This is a genomic window from Xanthomonas hortorum (assembly GCF_011305375.1).
Taxonomy (GTDB): Bacteria; Pseudomonadota; Gammaproteobacteria; order Xanthomonadales; family Xanthomonadaceae; genus Xanthomonas; species Xanthomonas hortorum_E.
Genome location: NZ_VCME01000006.1, coordinates 306,082 through 321,710, shown reverse-complemented (window position 1 = coordinate 321,710; position 15,629 = coordinate 306,082). Strand labels below are relative to the sequence as shown.

The 15,629-nt window shown below is 64.4% G+C and carries 17 protein-coding genes; 6 read left to right on the top strand and 11 right to left on the bottom strand.

From position 1 onward, the window contains the following. Positions 1-76: 76 nt before the first annotated feature. Positions 77-1,141 (top strand): SDR family oxidoreductase, encoded by a 1,065-nt coding sequence (locus FFY45_RS07665; RefSeq protein ID WP_176339964.1) that lies wholly within the window; start codon positions 77-79, stop codon positions 1,139-1,141. Positions 1,142-1,362: 221 nt separating this feature from the next. On the opposite strand, the gene lolD is transcribed toward FFY45_RS07665, so the two are convergent. The 10 genes from lolD to FFY45_RS22110 form a co-directional block, all read right to left on the bottom strand. Further along, a complete protein-coding gene (lolD, locus tag FFY45_RS07660) occupies positions 1,363-2,097 on the bottom strand; it encodes a lipoprotein-releasing ABC transporter ATP-binding protein LolD (protein WP_023904088.1) in 735 nt (244 codons plus the stop codon). Beyond that, positions 2,090-3,331: a lipoprotein-releasing ABC transporter permease subunit gene (locus FFY45_RS07655; protein WP_115040090.1), complete on the bottom strand. Its 1,242-nt coding sequence runs from the start codon at positions 3,329-3,331 to the stop codon at positions 2,090-2,092. Before FFY45_RS07655 ends, lolD begins: the two co-directional genes overlap by 8 nt. A 5-nt stretch (positions 3,332-3,336) precedes the next feature. Continuing rightward, positions 3,337-3,807, bottom strand: coding sequence for a YgfX family protein (locus FFY45_RS07650; protein ID WP_043889228.1), 471 nt, complete (start codon positions 3,805-3,807; stop codon positions 3,337-3,339). Then, positions 3,758-4,006 carry an FAD assembly factor SdhE gene (locus FFY45_RS07645; protein ID WP_176339963.1) on the bottom strand — a complete coding sequence of 83 codons (249 nt, stop codon included), beginning with the start codon at positions 4,004-4,006 and terminating at the stop codon, positions 3,758-3,760. Before FFY45_RS07645 ends, FFY45_RS07650 begins: the two co-directional genes overlap by 50 nt. A gap of 113 nt (positions 4,007-4,119) precedes the next feature. Beyond that, the gene (locus tag FFY45_RS07640) at positions 4,120-4,902 is read right to left on the bottom strand and encodes a succinate dehydrogenase iron-sulfur subunit (RefSeq protein WP_176339962.1); all 783 of its coding nucleotides are present in this window, start codon (positions 4,900-4,902) and stop codon (positions 4,120-4,122) included. A gap of 16 nt (positions 4,903-4,918) precedes the next feature. Further along, a complete protein-coding gene (locus tag FFY45_RS07635; protein ID WP_439333517.1) occupies positions 4,919-5,122 on the bottom strand; it encodes a hypothetical protein in 204 nt (67 codons plus the stop codon). A 9-nt stretch (positions 5,123-5,131) separates the two neighbouring features. Beyond that, positions 5,132-6,922 (bottom strand): succinate dehydrogenase flavoprotein subunit, encoded by a 1,791-nt coding sequence (gene sdhA, locus FFY45_RS07630; protein ID WP_176339960.1) that lies wholly within the window; start codon positions 6,920-6,922, stop codon positions 5,132-5,134. Between the two features lie 34 nt (positions 6,923-6,956). After that, positions 6,957-7,343, bottom strand: a complete 387-nt coding sequence (gene sdhD / locus FFY45_RS07625) for a succinate dehydrogenase, hydrophobic membrane anchor protein (RefSeq protein ID WP_023904094.1) — start codon at positions 7,341-7,343, stop codon at positions 6,957-6,959. Next, a complete protein-coding gene (gene sdhC, locus FFY45_RS07620; RefSeq protein WP_006449605.1) occupies positions 7,340-7,732 on the bottom strand; it encodes a succinate dehydrogenase, cytochrome b556 subunit in 393 nt (130 codons plus the stop codon). The genes sdhD and sdhC overlap by 4 nt, the downstream gene beginning before the upstream one ends. 56 nt (positions 7,733-7,788) lie before the next feature. Further along, entirely contained in the window at positions 7,789-7,959 is a 171-nt protein-coding gene (locus FFY45_RS22110; RefSeq protein WP_074057438.1) for a DUF1674 domain-containing protein, read from the bottom strand. Positions 7,960-7,998: 39 nt separating this feature from the next. On the opposite strand from FFY45_RS22110, the gene ygfZ reads away from it, so the two are divergent. Next, entirely contained in the window at positions 7,999-8,871 is an 873-nt protein-coding gene (gene ygfZ / locus FFY45_RS07610; RefSeq protein WP_176339959.1) for a CAF17-like 4Fe-4S cluster assembly/insertion protein YgfZ, read from the top strand. Here the strand turns inward: ygfZ and FFY45_RS07605 are convergent. After that, positions 8,868-9,956 (bottom strand): ABC transporter ATP-binding protein, encoded by a 1,089-nt coding sequence (locus FFY45_RS07605; RefSeq protein ID WP_176339958.1) that lies wholly within the window; start codon positions 9,954-9,956, stop codon positions 8,868-8,870. The two genes, ygfZ and FFY45_RS07605, sit on opposite strands and share 4 nt — an antisense overlap. Before the next feature lie 421 nt (positions 9,957-10,377). Between FFY45_RS07605 and zwf the strand changes: the two genes are divergently transcribed. The 4 genes from zwf (at position 10,378) to edd (ending at position 15,602) form a co-directional block, all read left to right on the top strand. Next, positions 10,378-11,808 (top strand): glucose-6-phosphate dehydrogenase, encoded by a 1,431-nt coding sequence (zwf, locus tag FFY45_RS07600; protein ID WP_176339957.1) that lies wholly within the window; start codon positions 10,378-10,380, stop codon positions 11,806-11,808. Further along, positions 11,805-12,812 (top strand): glucokinase, encoded by a 1,008-nt coding sequence (glk, locus tag FFY45_RS07595; RefSeq protein ID WP_006449612.1) that lies wholly within the window; start codon positions 11,805-11,807, stop codon positions 12,810-12,812. Before zwf ends, glk begins: the two co-directional genes overlap by 4 nt. After that, positions 12,809-13,528, top strand: a complete 720-nt coding sequence (gene pgl, locus FFY45_RS07590) for a 6-phosphogluconolactonase (RefSeq protein WP_104550861.1) — start codon at positions 12,809-12,811, stop codon at positions 13,526-13,528. The genes glk and pgl overlap by 4 nt, the downstream gene beginning before the upstream one ends. Positions 13,529-13,685: 157 nt before the next feature. Continuing rightward, positions 13,686-15,602, top strand: a complete 1,917-nt coding sequence (gene edd, locus FFY45_RS07585) for a phosphogluconate dehydratase (protein WP_176339956.1) — start codon at positions 13,686-13,688, stop codon at positions 15,600-15,602. The last annotated feature ends 27 nt before the right edge of the window (positions 15,603-15,629 follow it).

Genomic DNA, 15,629 nt, shown 5'->3' with positions numbered 1-15,629 from the left:
CATCACTCCGGCATGCATTCGCCTCGATTTCATGGCCGCAGCGCTATGTTCAACGCTGTCTTCGAGGAGCTCCCCCATGCGTAAAGGCATTGCATTGATTGTCGGCGTGACCGGAATTTCTGGTTACAACCTCGCCAACGTGTTGGTCGCCGACGGTTGGACCGTCTATGGCCTGGCGCGGCGTCCGCTCGCCCAGGACGGCGTGATTCCGGTAGCAGCCGATTTGCTGGATGCCGAGAGCACCGCCAACGCGCTACGTGGCCTGCCGATCACCCACGTGTTTTTCTGCACCTGGACACGTCGCGATACCGAGCGCGAAAACGTCGAGGCCAACGGCGCGATGATGCGGCATCTGTGCGAGGCGTTGAGCGATGCACCGCTGCAGCACATGGCGCTGGTCACCGGCACCAAGCACTATCTGGGTGCGTTCGAGAACTACGGCAGCGGCAAGGCCGAAACGCCGTTTCGCGAAAGCGAGCCGCGCCAGCCCGGCGAGAATTTCTACTACACGCTGGAAGACCTGCTGTTCGCAAATGCTGAGCAGCATGGGTTCGGTTGGAGTGTGCATCGCTCGCACACCATGATCGGCATGGCCAATGGCAGCAATGCGATGAACATGGGCGTGACGCTGGCGGTGTATGCATCGCTGTGCAAGCACACCGGTCAGCCGTTCGTGTTCCCCGGCTCGCAAGCGCAGTGGAACAGCCTCACCGACCTCACCGACGCCGGCCTGCTTGGCCGGCAGCTGGCCTGGGCCGGCTTGAGCCCGGCCGCACGCAATCAGGCCTTCAACACCGTCAACGGCGATGTGTTCCGCTGGCGCTGGATGTGGGGCCAGATTGCCGAATTCTTCGGACTTGACGCGCTCCCCTGCCCCGAAACGCCGGCGCCGCTGGAAGCACGCTTGAGCGAGACCGCGCCGGCCGTGTGGGCAGAGATCGCCAAGCAGCATGGTTTGGTGGAAGCCGACGTCAACCGACTGGCATCGTGGTGGCATACCGACGCCGACCTGGGCCGCGAGATCGAGTGCGTCAACGATATGACCAAGAGCCGCGAGCTGGGCTTTCTGGACTTCTACGACAGCCGCGCCTCGTTCCTGGAGGTGTTCACACGACTGCGTGCGCAGCGCATCATTCCCTGATGCGCAAGGTCGCCGTCACATGCGTGGCGGCGACCGCGTGTTGTCAAAGCGATGGTTGACCCGATAGCGCTTGCTGGCACCACATCGTGAGCGAGCGTGTTGCTGCCACATCCGGCCGATGCATTACGCAGATACATCGGCAACCGGAATCAGGATTTTCAAACTGAAATCCGGAGTTCAATACGACCCAGCCGCCAGAGATTCCGACAGCTGGGCGTGGCTCACACCGCAGACGGCGCCAACTCGCGCAGCTTGCCCTGATGCAGCTCCAGCACGCGATCCAGACGACGCGCCAGGCTGCGATCGTGCGTCACCAGGACCAGACTGGTGCGCTGGGCACGATTGAGTTCCAGCATCAGCTCGAACACGGTCTCCGCCGTCTTGTCGTCCAGATTGCCGGTGGGCTCGTCGCCGAGCACGCAGCCCGGCTTGTTCACCAGCGCACGTGCCACGGCAGCACGCTGGCGCTCGCCGCCGGACAACTCGCTGGGTTTGTGCTCGATGCGATGCCCCAGCCCGACCGACTCCAGCAACTGCAATGCCTGTGCCCTGGCCACCGACACCTCTTTGCCGGACAGCAGCACCGGCATCATCACGTTTTCCAACGCGGTGAATTCCGGCAGCAGATGATGAAACTGATACACGAAGCCCAGCGCCTGATTGCGCAGCTTGCCGCGCTCGCCATCGGACAGCGCCGACATGCGACGCCCGGCCACATACACCTCGCCCGAGGTCGGAATATCCAACCCGCCGAGCAGATGCAACAGCGTGCTCTTGCCCGCGCCGGACGCACCGACGATAGCCACCGTTTCGCCGGTCGCCACCGACAGGTCCAATCCATCGAACACCGGCGTGCGCATCTTGCCTTCGGCGTAGGTCTTGGCCAGCCCCTCGGCGCGGATCACCGCCTCTGCTTGACCTGACTTTTGCACGGCCGATTCCCGGTTCTCATTCATAACGCAGCGCCTCCGCCGGCTGCGTACGCGAGGCGCGCCATGCCGGATACAAGGTCGCCAGAAAACTCATCACCAACGCCACCACGGTGATCACCACCACGTCCTGGGTCTGCATATCGGTCGGCAGGCCGGTGATGTAATACACGTCTTCGGGCAGCAGCTTGACGCTGAAGATCGTCTCGATCACACCGAGGATGCGCTCGAGATTGAGCGTCAGCACGATGCCGCCGATCACCCCCATGATCGTGCCCATGAAGCCGATCAGCGAGCCCTGCACCATGAACACCTGCATCACGCCCGCAGGCGACAGACCCAAGGTGCGCAGGATCGCGATATCGGCCTGTTTGTCGGTCACCAGCATCACCTGCGAAGACACCAGGTTGAACGCGCCCATCGCCACGATCAGCGACAGCAGGATGCCCATCACGGTCTTTTCCATCTTCAACGAGTGATAGAGATTGGCGTTTTCCTGTGTCCAGTCGCTGACCCGATATGGACCATGCAACTTGATCGCAAGATCACGCGCCACCGTCCAGGCCTGATCCATGTCGTGCAGCCGCAACCGCACGCCGGTGACGCCATCCATGCGCAGTACGCGGGCCAGGTCCTGCATGTTGACCACCGCCAGACCGCGGTCGATCTCGTTGTAGCCCGCCTCGAAAATACCGCTGACGGTGAAGCGCTTGAGCCGCGGCATCGCGCCCAGCGGCGTGGCCTGGGTATCGCTGAGCAACACCACGATGCTGTCGCCGACATCCACGCCCAGCCAGATCGCCAGCTCCTTGCCGATGACGATGTTGTAGGAGCCCGGGGTCAGGCTATCCACCGAGCCCTGCTGCATCTTCTTGGCCAATACCGAGACCTTGCCTTCTTCGGCAGGAATGATGCCGCGCACGATCGCCGGCTGCTTGCGTGGGCCCTGCAGCAACGATTCGGTCTCGATGTAGGGTGCGGCACCGGCGATACGCGGATCGGCGGTGGCGACCTCGACCGCATGCTGCCAGTCGCGCATCGGCGCGCCGTCCGCACTGACCGTCGCATGCGCGGCCATCTGCAACAGGCGATCGCGGATTTCCTTCTGGAAGCCGCTCATCACGGCCAGCGTGGTGATCAGCACCGTCACCCCCAGGGCAATGCCCAGGATCGATGCCATCGAGATAAACGAGATGAAGCCATTGCGCCGTTTGGCACGCAGATAGCGCAAGCCGATGGCAACCGGGATAGGTTTGAACATGCGGTTCAACCAGGAAAGGGACGCCATGGTGCCACTTGCGGCGGCCCGGACGAAATGGCGTGTGCCTGAGCGGCCAGACGCAGTTCACGTCGCTGCGCTGCCGGCAACGTATCAGGCCAGAAATGCAGGCGCTCGCGGCGTGCATCCAGACGCGTCCACGACACCACGGCGATCGGTCCGCGCCATGCGACCTGCAGGCTTTGTACCTGCGCGCCGTCAACGCTGGCGGGCGTTTCGCCCCAGGGCACGATCACTTCTCGCACTGGCGAACGCAACAGCATGCGCAACGTTCGTCCACTGGCCAACAGCGCGTAGGCAGACAACACCGCTGCCAGCCACACCGGCACCCCGCTACGCCAGACCGCCCAAAGCGCCAGCGCGTTCAACACGCTCAATGCGCAACCCATCCCGCGCGAAGGCCGCCATTCAAGCTGGCAAGGCGCGGATATTGGCAATGAGTGCGGCGTTGTCGGCATCGGGGCAGGCCTCGTATCCCATGAACCAGCGCCACAACTTATCGTCTTCGCAATCCAGCAGCTGTAGGAAAACCGCGCGCTCGGACTCGGACGCCTGCGCCCAGCGTTGATCCAGATAGCGCCCGAACAACTGATCGAGCTCGCGCATACCGCGCCGGCAGCGCCAGCGCAGTTTTTTCAGCAGGGTTTCTTCGTCCATCTCACCTCTCCATCTCGCCTAACAGCGAGCCGCAAACGACAGCGGCACCAGACCAAGGGCCGGTGCCGCTGTGAACCAACTTCCCGCCAAGGCGGGACATCATTGCCCGGCGATCAGGCGCGGCGCGCCATCATCAATTTCTTGATTTCGGTGATCGCCAGCGCCGGATTCAGCCCCTTCGGGCAGGTCCGTGCGCAGTTCATGATGGTGTGGCAGCGATACAGCTTGAACGGATCTTCCAGATCGTCCAGACGCGCACCGGTGTCCTCATCGCGCGAATCGATGATCCAGCGATACGCCTGCAGCAGGATCGCCGGGCCCAGATAGCGCTCGCCATTCCACCAATAGCTTGGGCAGCTGGTCGAGCAGCACGCGCACAGGATGCACTCGTACAGACCGTCCAGCTTCTTGCGGTCTTCCGGCGATTGCAGGCGCTCGCGATCTGTCGGCGCCGGGGTCTGGGTGCGGATCCACGGCTTGATCGACGCGTACTGCGCGTAGAAGTGGGTCAGATCCGGCACCAGATCCTTGATCACGCTCATGTGCGGCAGCGGATAGATCGGCACTTCGGCCTTGCCGCAGGCATCGATCGCCTTGGTGCAGGCCAGCGTGTTGGTGCCGTCGATGTTCATCGCGCACGAACCGCAAATGCCTTCGCGGCAGGAACGGCGGAACGTCAACGTCGGGTCGATCTCGTTTTTGATCTTGATCAGCGCATCCAGTACCATCGGGCCGCACTTGTCGAGATCGATCTCATAGCTGTCGGTACGCGGGTTGGCGTCGCCATCCGGATCCCAGCGGTAGACCTTGAAGGTGCGCTTGTTCTTGGCGCCCGGTGCCGGGTAGTGCTTGCCCTTGCCGATCTTTGAATTCTTGGGGAGGGTGAACTCTGCCATAGCTGCTCTCGTTGGCTCAGGCGATGCGCGGTGCGAACGACAACCGCACCGTGCGCATGAAGGTAAAGGCGATGGATGCCACCACCGAAGTCGTGGCGCAGCGACCGGCGTATGGCCGGCGCTGCTCCTGCATGATGTAACGCACCGGCTGCCGCGATGCAGCGCTACCGCGCCCGGACATACCGGCGGGCAGATGCAGCGTGGAAGCCGATCGATTCATGCGCATCGATCAGTAAACGCGCGGCTTCGGCGGGACCACATCCACGTCCTTGCTCAGCGTGTACATGTGCACCGGGCGGTATTCGAACTCGCACTTGCCCTTGTCGTCGACGGTCACCAACGTGTGCTTCTGCCAGTTGACGTCGTCGCGGTCGGGGAAGTCTTCGTGCGAATGCGCGCCGCGGCTTTCGTGGCGCTGCTCGGCCGAGTTGATCGTCGCCACTGCGTTGAGCAGCAGGTTGTTCAACTCGTAGGTCTCGATCAGATCCGAGTTCCACACCAGCGAACGGTCGGAGACCTTGACGTCTTCGAAGCTGGCGAAGATCTCGGCCATCTTGTCGACGCCCTCTTTGAGCGTCTTGCTGGTACGGAACACCGCAGCATCCGACTGCATGGTGCGCTGCATGTTGTCGCGGATCACCGAGGTGGGCGTGGAGCCGTTGGCGTGACGCAGCTTGTCCAGCAACCCCAGCGACTTGTCGCAGACATCCGACGGCAAGGTCTTGTGCGGCTGGTTGGGCTTGACCGTCTCGGCGCAGCGGTTTGCCACCGCACGGCCGAACACCACCAGATCCAGCAGCGAGTTGGAGCCCAGCCGGTTGGCGCCGTGCACCGACACGCAGGCGGCTTCGCCGATCGCGTACAGGCCCGGCACGACCGCATCCGGGTTGTCGCCCTGCTTGCGCACGACTTCGCCGTAGAAATTGGTCGGAATGCCGCCCATGTTGTAGTGCACGGTCGGCAGCACGGGGATCGGCTGCTTGGTCACGTCCACACCGGCAAAGATGTGGGCGCTTTCGGCGATGCCAGGCAGCTTCTCGTTGATGACTTCCGGGCCGAGATGGGTCAGGTCGAGCAGGATGTGATCCTTGTGCTCGCCCACGCCACGGCCTTCGCGGATCTCCACCGTCATCGAGCGCGAGACCACATCGCGCGATGCCAGATCCTTGTAATGCGGTGCGTAGCGCTCCATGAAGCGCTCGCCGTTGCTGTTGCGCAGAATGCCGCCTTCGCCACGCACGCCCTCGGTGATCAGGCAGCCCGCACCGTAGATGCCGGTGGGATGGAACTGCACGAACTCCATGTCCTGCACCGGCAGGCCGGCACGCATCACCAAGCCGCCGCCGTCACCGGTACATGTGTGGGCGGAGGTGGCGCTGAAGTAGGCACGGCCATAGCCGCCGGTGGCCAGTACCACGCCGTGGGCGCGGAACAGATGCAAGGTGCCGTCGGCCATGTCCAGCGCAAGCACGCCGCGGCAGACGCCTTCTTCGTCGAAGATCAAATCAAGCGCGAAGTACTCGATCATGAAACGCGCGTTATGCGCCAGCGACTGCTGATACAGCGTGTGCAACATGGCGTGACCGGTACGGTCGGCCGCCGCGCAGGTGCGCTGGGCAGACGGGCCTTCGCCGTACTTGGTGGTCATGCCACCGAACGGGCGCTGATAGATCTTGCCCTCTTCGGTGCGCGAGAACGGCACGCCGTAATGTTCGAGTTCGATGATGGCCGGGATCGCCTCGCGACACATGTACTCGATCGCGTCCTGGTCGCCCAGCCAATCGGAGCCCTTGATGGTGTCGTAGAAGTGGTAGCGCCAATCGTCTTCGCCCATGTTGCCGAGCGCGGCGGAAATGCCGCCCTGCGCTGCCACGGTGTGCGAGCGGGTCGGGAAGACCTTGGTCAGGCAGACCGTCTGCAGGCCCTTCTGGGCCAGGCCGAACGTGGCGCGCAGGCCGGCGCCGCCGGCGCCCACCACGACCATGTCGTACTTGTGTTCCGTAATCTTATAAGCGGACATCTAATCTGGATTCCTATTCTGGGTGCCCGATGACTCAGGCACCGCCCAGCGCGATGCGCGCCACTGCGAAAATGCTGACGATCGCACCGAGCGCGGCGACGAACTTGACCGTGGTCTGCAACGCCAGCGCCAGCAACGAGTTGTGGATGTAATCCTCGAGCACGACCTGCAAACCGATCTGCGCATGCCAGAACATCGCCACCAGGAAGCCGACCAGCAAGATCGCGTTCCAGGGTTTGGACACGGCCGCAACGGCGGTCGGGTAGTCCGAACCGAGCAGGCTCAGCACGAAGACCAGAAACCAGATCGACAACACCACCAGCGCGGTGGCGGTCAGTCGCTGCAGAACGAAATGCTCGGTGCCGGTCTTGGCCGCGCCCAGACCACGCACATTTTTCAGCGGGGTGCGGTAACGGTTCATGCGCCAGCTCCAATCAATACATAGGCCCAGATCGCAGCAGTGATCAGCAGGCTGACCACAACCGAGGCCCAGCCGCTACGCACGAAAGCGGGAATGCTGTAGCCATACCCGAAGTCCTGCACGATGTGGCGGATGCCGTTGGACAGGTGGTAGGCAAATGCCCAGGTCCAACCGAACAGGAAGAGTTGGCCATACCAGGCGCCAAGCTGTTGCGTGAGGCAGGTCCAGTGGTCCTGGCCGAGCATCAACACCAGCAAAGCGGCGGCAATCACCAGCGCTCCTCCTGACAGAATGATGCCGGTCGCTCGATGCAGGATCGAGGTGACCATTTGTATCTGCCAGCGGTACACCTGGAGATGCGGGGAAAGAGGACGTTCTCGGATCGCCATTCGCTGGGCTCATTATCTCGGCTGGGCGGCACTAGGCCGCTGTGGCTAAAAGCTGATCAGAAATCGATGCAGCGTCCATTTTTTTCCCAGTCGCCGTAGCGCGTTGGCTCAGGGCCGTCGCGCCCACCAATCTCCTTGGGCAGTGGCTGCTTCTCGGGAATGTGCTCCTGAGAAGAAGGCTGCGTTTCGGAATCCTGCGCTGGGGTGGGGGTTGGATGGCCTATCATAGTGGTCTCACAACAGTGCGATTTTAGTCCTCCCCTTCCGTGGCTGACAACCTGAATCTTATTCCGCAGGGTTTTGGCTCCCTGCACGACATGCAATACGTCCGCTTGATCGGGACGGATGCAGTGGCGTTCGCGCATGCGCAATTTGCCAACGACGTACAGGCGCTGGCGGTTGGGCAGTGGCAGTGGAATGCGTGGTTGACTGCGAAGGGGCGCGTGATTGCCATCTTCGCACTGTTGCGTGAGGACGACACACACGTATTGATGCTGTTGCCCGACGGCAACGCGGCCGAGATCGCCTTGCAACTTGGCCGTTTCGTGTTCCGGCGCAAGCTCAAGATCGTTGTTGCAGCGCTATCTGCCTACGGCGGATTCGAAGCAGCGCAACGCGCGCGGGGCGCACAGGCCGATATCGGAACGCAGCGTATCGAATTGGATATGGGCACGACCGCCCTGCCCCGCACCTTGCTGTTGCACACCGACCAGGCATTGGCAGCGCCTATCGAAGTGCCAGGCGTGGATGCGCAGTGGCGCCGCGCCGATCTGCAACTGGGATTGGTCCGCCTGCCCGATGCACAACGCGAGCAATGGACACCGCAACAGTTGGCACTGGATCGCCTGCACGCCTTCAGCGTGAAAAAAGGTTGTTATCCGGGCCAGGAAATCGTCGCGCGCACGCACTTCCTGGGCAAGGCCAAACGCGCCCTGCAGCTACTGGAAGTCGATGGCGCCATCGAGGCGGGCGATGCGGTCACGCTGGATGGCACGGCCATCGGCACGCTGGTGAGTGTTGCCGGCACTCTTGCGCTGGCGGTGCTGCCGCTGGAGCTGACATTGGACGCCACCACCGCACTGCAAGCAGGCGCACACAGCGCACGCCCACTTGCCTTGACACCCGGATTGGAGCGTTAAGCCGTGTCCAGCCGCTCGCCGGTGGCCGGGTCGAAGAAGTGCAGCGCCTCGCTGCGCAACGCCAGGCGCAGTGGCTGACCGACCGCCGGCAAGGCCTGCGGCGCGACGCGGATGACCAGCGGCTGACCGCCACGATCCAGGTTGAGGAAGATCTCGTTGCCGACCGGCTCGATGACTTCCACCTTCGCCTCGAAGCCCAGCAGCGCATCGCTCGACGGCTGCAGATGCTCCGGACGCACGCCGACGATCACCTCGCGACCGAACCAACTGCGATCCACCTGCGCCGCACCCAGCGGCACACGCCAGCCGTCGGCCATGACCAGATGCAGGCCGTCCTGCTCGTCCAGCCGTCCCTGCAGCATGTTCATTGCCGGGCTGCCGAGAAAGCCGGCCACGAACAGATTGGCCGGGCGGTCGTACAGCGCCATCGGGCTGTCGATCTGCTGGATCACGCCATCCTTGAGCACCACGATGCGCTGGCCGAGCGTCATCGCCTCGACCTGGTCGTGGGTGACGTAGATCATGGTGGTGCCGAGCTTGCGGTGCAGCTGCGCAATCTCGGTACGCACGCTGTGGCGCAGCTTGGCATCCAGATTGGAGAGCGGCTCGTCGAGCAGGAACACCGACGATTCGCGCACCATCGCCCGGCCCAGCGCCACACGCTGCCGCTGGCCGCCGGACATCGCCTTGGGCAGCTTGTCGAGCATCGGAGTCAGGCCAAGCAGTTCGGCGGCGTTGTTGACGCGTTCGGCGATGACCTGCTTGGGATGGCCGCGCAGCTTGAGACCGAAGGACAGATTCTCGGCCACGGTCATGTGCGGATACAGCGCATAGCTCTGGAACACCATGGCGATGTCGCGGTCTTTTGGTGCCACATCGTTGACCACGCGCTCGCCGATCTTCAGCGTGCCGGCGCTGATGTCCTCGAGCCCGGCGATCATGCGCAGCAAGGTCGACTTGCCGCAGCCGGATGGCCCCACCAGCACCATCAGCTCGCCATCGGCGACTTCGAAGCTCGCACCCTGCACCGCGACCTGGCCATTCTCGTAGACCTTGCGGACACCTTCCAACTGCACTTTCGCCATTTTCGGCCTCAACGTAAGTTGTGCGCCCTGCCCTCGGCCCTCCCGACGGCGGTGACGCCACATGCGCCTGCAAGGAAATCTCCTGCAAACGAATGCATTGGTTTATTCTGACATGTAATCGTTTTCACATGGCAACATCGATCTCGGGAGGGACCATGACGCCAGTTACCCACGCCGCTGTTTCAAGCGGTGCAGCCTACCGTGCGAGGCCAGGCATTTCGCCACGCATGTGCAGGTCTACCGCCGCAGCGCTAACCGCTGACGGCCACTTGCTGCAACAATCGGGGATTGGGCGTGCGCGTCCATCCTCCGCTGCGCGCACGTCAGTGTCGCTCAGGAACAGACGTACCGACCGCCGGCTGTCCGGCGCCTTTCCGACAAGCTGCTGATAACGATGTCTCCAGAATCTGAAATTCGGTCCATGCACAACACCCTGATCCTGTTCGGCGCCACCGGCGATCTTGCCCAGCGCTATCTGTTTCCTTCCCTGTTGCGGTTGTTCGTCGACGGCCTGCTGCCGGAGGATTTCCGTATCCGTGCGCTGGCGTTGTCGCCGCACGACACCGAGGCCTTCCGCGAGGTGCTGCGGCCGCGTCTGACCCAGGCCTTGCCGATCGCCACGCCCGAACAGATCGAAACGCTGCTGCAGCGGGTCGACTACCGCTCGGTGGATCTGCGCGATGCCGAATCGGTGGCCAACGCCGTGCGCGAGCTGTCCAGCCGCCAGTGCGTGAGCTACCTGGCGATTCCGCCGGGCCTGTACATCAGCACCTGTCAGGGTCTGGCCCTGGGTGGTGCGCTGGCAGCCCCGCATCGATTGATGCTGGAAAAGCCGATCGGCCACGATTCGGATAGCGCGCTCGAGATTTTGCAGTCGATCGGCGCGCTGATCGACGAAGACCGCGTGTTCCGCCTAGACCATTACCTGGGCAAGGCGGCGGTACAGAACCTGATCGCACTGCGCTTCGGCAATACGCTGCTGGAGGCGGTGTGGAACCGCACCTACATCGAGTCGGTGCAGATCCTGGTGGCCGAAAGCGAAGGCGTGGACGGGCGCGATGCCTATTACGCCCGCTCCGGCGCACTGCGCGACATGGTGCAGAGCCATATCCTGCAGCTGCTGTGTCTGGTGGCGATGGAGCCGCCGGCGTCGCTGGAAGCCGACCGCATCCGCGACGAGAAGGTCAAGGTACTGCGCGCCCTGCGCCCGATGACCGCCGAACACGCCGCCCATGACAGCGTACGCTGCCGCTACACCGCCGGCAGCATCAACGGCCAGCCGGCGCAGGCCTATCACCCGCCGGAAGGCAGCGATGTAGAGACCTTCGTCGCGGTGACCGCGCATATCGACAACTGGCGTTGGGCCGGCGTGCCGTTCCACCTGTGCACCGGCAAGCGCCTGGCCGAGCGCTCCACCCGCATCGTGGTCACGCTCAAGCCGGTGACGCATTGGTTGTTCGAGCGCCCGGACCGTCAGAACGCGGTGCCCAACCGTCTGACCTTCCAGCTGCAGCCGCAGGAAAACATCGAGCTCGGCCTGATGAGCAGCCTCGCCGGACCGGAATGGGGCGCGATCGAACTGCAGCCGCTGGAACTGGAATTGTCGGTCCCGACCGGCCTGCACCGCCGCATCGCGTACGAGCGCCTGTTCGTGGATGCCTTCAACGGCAACCCGGCGCTGTTCGTGCGCGATGACGAGGTCAAGGCGGCCTGGTCGTGGATCGACAGCGTCAGCGATGCCTGGAAAGACGCGCAGTTGCCGCTTCAGACCTACCCGGCCGGCAGTTGGGGACCCGAGAGCGCGGCGCCCTTCCTGCCCCCGGCCACCGACGCACAGGGACACACCGCATGACCGCTCCTTCCAAGCCGGTGCTGGTTGCCGATATCGGCGGAACCAATGCGCGCTTCGCGCTGGCCGACGTCGACGCCTCGGTACCGCTGCTGGATGACACCTCGCGCGAATTTGCGGTGGTCGATTTCGGTTCGCTCGGCGAAGCCGCACGGTATTACCTCGACCAGATCGGCGTGCAGGCTACCCAGGGCGTGTTCGCCGTGGCGGGCCGCGTGGATGGCGACGAGGCGCGCATCACCAACCACCCGTGGGTGATCTCGCGCTCGCGCACCGCTGCCATGCTGGGCTTCAGCACCCTGCACCTGATCAACGATTTTGCCGCGCAGGCCATGGCGATCAGCCTGCTGCGTCCGCAAGACGTGGTGCAGGTGGGCGGCGCCAGCTGGCGGCCGGCCTCGATCGATCAACCGCGCAATTACGGGGTGATCGGCCCCGGCACTGGCCTGGGTGTGGGCGGCCTGATCGTGCGCAACGGGCGCTGTTTTCCGCTGGAAACCGAAGGCGGCCATGTCAGCTTCCCGCCGGGTACGCCGGAAGAAATCCGCATCCTGGAGATCCTTTCCGAGCAGTTCGGCCGGGTCTCCAACGAGCGCCTGATCTGTGGCCCGGGGCTGGTCAACATCCATCGTGCGCTCAGCGAGATTGCCGGGGTCGACCCGGGCCCGCTGCAGCCCAAGGACATCACCGCGCGTGCGGCTGCGGGCGACCCGCGCTCGTCGCGCACCATCGATCTGTTCTGCGCCATCTTCGGTGCGATCGCTGGCGACATGGTGTTGATGCAGGGCGCCTGGGATGGCGTGTTCCTCACCGGCGGGCTGGTGCCCAAGGTGCTGGATTCGCTGCAGCATTCCGGTTTCCGCCAGCGCTTCGAACACAAGGGACGCTTCTCCGCGATCATGTCGCGGGTGCCGTCGCTGGCCGTCATGCATCCGCATGCCGGCCTGCTCGGCGCCGCCGCGTATGCGGTGGATGCGCAGCGTCAGCATCCAGGAGAGCAGCGATGAGCCTGCAGGACAATCCGCGCATCACCTTGGTGCGCTACGAAGACCCGGCCGAATGGACCGAGGCGGTGGCCAGCGAGATGGCCGATCTGCTGGAACAGGAGATTTCGCGCCGCGGTCAGGCGCGCATGCTGCTGTCCGGCGGCACCACGCCGGCGCCGGTGTACGAATCCCTCGCCCACCGTTCGCTGGACTGGTCGCGGGTGGAAGTGGGCCTGGTCGATGAGCGCTGGCTGTCGCCGCAGGACCAGGACAGCAATGCCTGGCTGGTGAATCACAGCTTCCTGAGCCATGCGCCGGCAGCGACCTTCATCCCGCTGGTGCGCCCGGGCAAGCAGTTGCCCGAGTGCGTGCACACCGCGAACCTGCAGGCCACGCATGCCGAACCCGCCTGCCTGGCGGTGCTGGGCATGGGCGGCGATGGGCATACCGCCTCGCTGTTTCCCGGCGCCACGGATCTGCCCAAAGCGCTGGCCAGCCCGCAGCCGTACGCTTCACTGGATGCCACCGGCTGCCCGGGCTCCAATCAGTGGCCACTGCGCATCACGCTGACGCCGGCCGGGCTCGCTGCCATCCCGACCCGCCTGCTGTTGCTGCGCGGCAAGCAGAAGCTCGACGTGCTTCAGGCCGCATTGGCGGGTGACGATGTCAGCGAATATCCGATCCGGGTGGCGTTGCAGCAGCCGGGTCCGCGTTTGCGGGTGCATTGGTGTGCTTGAGTGCGAGTGTTTGATGGGAGTCCCTCGCAAAAGCCCGCACCTCCATGTGCTGGGATTCAAACGTGCGAGTTTCTCGCAACAGCCTCACATCCGTGTGCGGGCATCTAAGAAAGAACAGCGTGATTACCTTCCCCCCGTTTCTCATAGCCGGTAGCCAATGAGCCTGCATCCGAATATCCAAGCTGTCACCGACCGTATCCGCAAGCGCAGCGCGCCCTCGCGCGCGGCGTATCTGGCCGGTCTCGATGCCGCCCTGCGTGAGGGCCCGTTCCGTAGCCGTTTGAGCTGCGGCAATCTTGCGCATGGGTTTGCCGCGTCCGAGCCGACCGACAAGTCGCGCCTGCGTGGTGCGGCCACACCCAACCTCGGCATCATCACCGCCTACAACGACATGCTGTCGGCGCATCAGCCGTTCGAGCATTACCCGCAGCTGATCCGCGAGACCGCGCGGGCGCTCGGTGCCACCGCACAGGTTGCCGGCGGTGTGCCGGCGATGTGCGACGGCGTGACCCAGGGCCGTGCCGGCATGGAGCTGTCGCTGTTCTCGCGCGACAACATCGCCCAGGCCGCGGCCATCGGCCTCAGCCACGACATGTTCGACAGCGTGGTGTATCTGGGCGTGTGCGACAAGATCGTGCCGGGCCTGCTGATCGGCGCGCTGGCGTTCGGGCATCTGCCTGCGCTGTTCATGCCGGCCGGCCCGATGACGCCGGGCATTCCGAACAAGCAGAAGGCCGAAGTGCGCGAGCGCTATGCGGCCGGCGAAGCCACTCGCGCCGAGTTGCTGGAGGCCGAGTCGGCGTCTTACCACTCGCCCGGCACCTGCACCTTCTACGGCACCGCCAACTCCAACCAGGTGTTGCTCGAAGCGATGGGCGTGCAGTTGCCCGGCGCCTCGTTCGTCAACCCGGAACTGCCGTTGCGCGATGCGCTGACGCGTGAGGGGACCGCGCGTGCGCTGGCGATTTCCGGATTGGGTCAGGACTTCCGCCCGTTCGGCCGCCTGATCGACGAGCGCGCCATCGTCAACGCCGTGGTCGCGCTGATGGCCACCGGCGGTTCGACCAACCACACCATCCACTGGATTGCGGTGGCGCGCGCGGCCGGCATCGTGCTGACCTGGGACGACATGGATCTGATCTCGCAGACCGTGCCGCTGCTGACCCGCGTCTACCCGAACGGCGAAGCCGACGTGAACCGCTTTCAGGCCGCTGGCGGCACGGCATTCGTGTTCCGCGAGCTGATGGACGCCGGGATGATGCACGACGACATCCCCACCGTGGTCGAAGGCGGCATGCGTGCCTACGCCAACGAGCCGCGGCTGCAGGACGGCAAGGTCGTGTACGTGCCCGGCACTGCGACCACCGCCGACGACAGCGTGGCGCGTCCGGTCAGCGCCGCATTCGAATCGCAAGGCGGGCTGCGTCTGTTGCGCGGCAATCTCGGCCGCTCGCTGATCAAGCTGTCGGCGGTCAAGCCGCAACACCGCACCATCGAGGCGCCGGCGGTAGTGATCGATACCCCGCAGGTGCTCAACAAACTGCATGCCGCCGGTGTGCTGCCGCACGATTTTGTGGTGGTGCTGCGCTATCAGGGCCCACGCGCCAACGGCATGCCGGAACTGCATTCGATGGCACCGCTGCTGGGCCTGCTGCAGAACCAGGGCCGGCGTGTGGCGCTGGTCACCGACGGCCGTTTGTCCGGCGCCTCGGGCAAATTCCCGGCCGCGATCCACATGACCCCGGAAGCCGCACGCGGCGGTCCGATCGGGCGCGTGCGCGAAGGCGACATCGTGCGCCTGGATGGCGAAGCCGGCACGCTGGAAGTGCTGGTCTCGGCCGAAGAATGGGCATCGCGCGACGTCGCGCCGAACACCACGGTGGCCGGCAATGACCTGGGCCGCAACCTGTTCGGCATCAACCGCCAGGTCGTGGGCCCGGCCGACCAGGGCGCGATCTCGATTTCCTGCGGCCCGACCCATCAGGACGGCGCGCTGTGGAGCTACGACGCCGAGTACGAACTCGGTGCCGATGCCGCCGCAGCCGCGGCACCGCACGAGTCCAAGGACGCCTGATCCCCTTCCCTCTCAGCGACCGCCTGG

What these genes read in the sequence shown, in the direction of transcription:
- FFY45_RS22110 (WP_074057438.1), bottom strand. Translation starts at nt 7,959, where the DNA reads ATGATAGGCCATCCAACCCCCACCCCAGCGCAGGATTCCGAAACGCAG.
- edd (WP_176339956.1), top strand. Translation starts at nt 13,686, where the DNA reads ATGAGCCTGCATCCGAATATCCAAGCTGTCACCGACCGTATCCGCAAG.
- FFY45_RS07605 (WP_176339958.1), bottom strand. Translation starts at nt 9,956, where the DNA reads ATGGCGAAAGTGCAGTTGGAAGGTGTCCGCAAGGTCTACGAGAATGGC.
- FFY45_RS07640 (WP_176339962.1), bottom strand. Translation starts at nt 4,902, where the DNA reads ATGGCAGAGTTCACCCTCCCCAAGAATTCAAAGATCGGCAAGGGCAAG.
- zwf (WP_176339957.1), top strand. Translation starts at nt 10,378, where the DNA reads ATGCACAACACCCTGATCCTGTTCGGCGCCACCGGCGATCTTGCCCAG.
- sdhD (WP_023904094.1), bottom strand. Translation starts at nt 7,343, where the DNA reads ATGAACCGTTACCGCACCCCGCTGAAAAATGTGCGTGGTCTGGGCGCG.
- FFY45_RS07655 (WP_115040090.1), bottom strand. Translation starts at nt 3,331, where the DNA reads ATGTTCAAACCTATCCCGGTTGCCATCGGCTTGCGCTATCTGCGTGCC.
- pgl (WP_104550861.1), top strand. Translation starts at nt 12,809, where the DNA reads ATGAGCCTGCAGGACAATCCGCGCATCACCTTGGTGCGCTACGAAGAC.
- sdhC (WP_006449605.1), bottom strand. Translation starts at nt 7,732, where the DNA reads ATGGCGATCCGAGAACGTCCTCTTTCCCCGCATCTCCAGGTGTACCGC.
- glk (WP_006449612.1), top strand. Translation starts at nt 11,805, where the DNA reads ATGACCGCTCCTTCCAAGCCGGTGCTGGTTGCCGATATCGGCGGAACC.
- lolD (WP_023904088.1), bottom strand. Translation starts at nt 2,097, where the DNA reads ATGAATGAGAACCGGGAATCGGCCGTGCAAAAGTCAGGTCAAGCAGAG.
- FFY45_RS07635 (WP_439333517.1), bottom strand. Translation starts at nt 5,122, where the DNA reads ATGAATCGATCGGCTTCCACGCTGCATCTGCCCGCCGGTATGTCCGGG.
- FFY45_RS07645 (WP_176339963.1), bottom strand. Translation starts at nt 4,006, where the DNA reads ATGGACGAAGAAACCCTGCTGAAAAAACTGCGCTGGCGCTGCCGGCGC.
- FFY45_RS07650 (WP_043889228.1), bottom strand. Translation starts at nt 3,807, where the DNA reads ATGCCGACAACGCCGCACTCATTGCCAATATCCGCGCCTTGCCAGCTT.
- sdhA (WP_176339960.1), bottom strand. Translation starts at nt 6,922, where the DNA reads ATGTCCGCTTATAAGATTACGGAACACAAGTACGACATGGTCGTGGTG.
- FFY45_RS07665 (WP_176339964.1), top strand. Translation starts at nt 77, where the DNA reads ATGCGTAAAGGCATTGCATTGATTGTCGGCGTGACCGGAATTTCTGGT.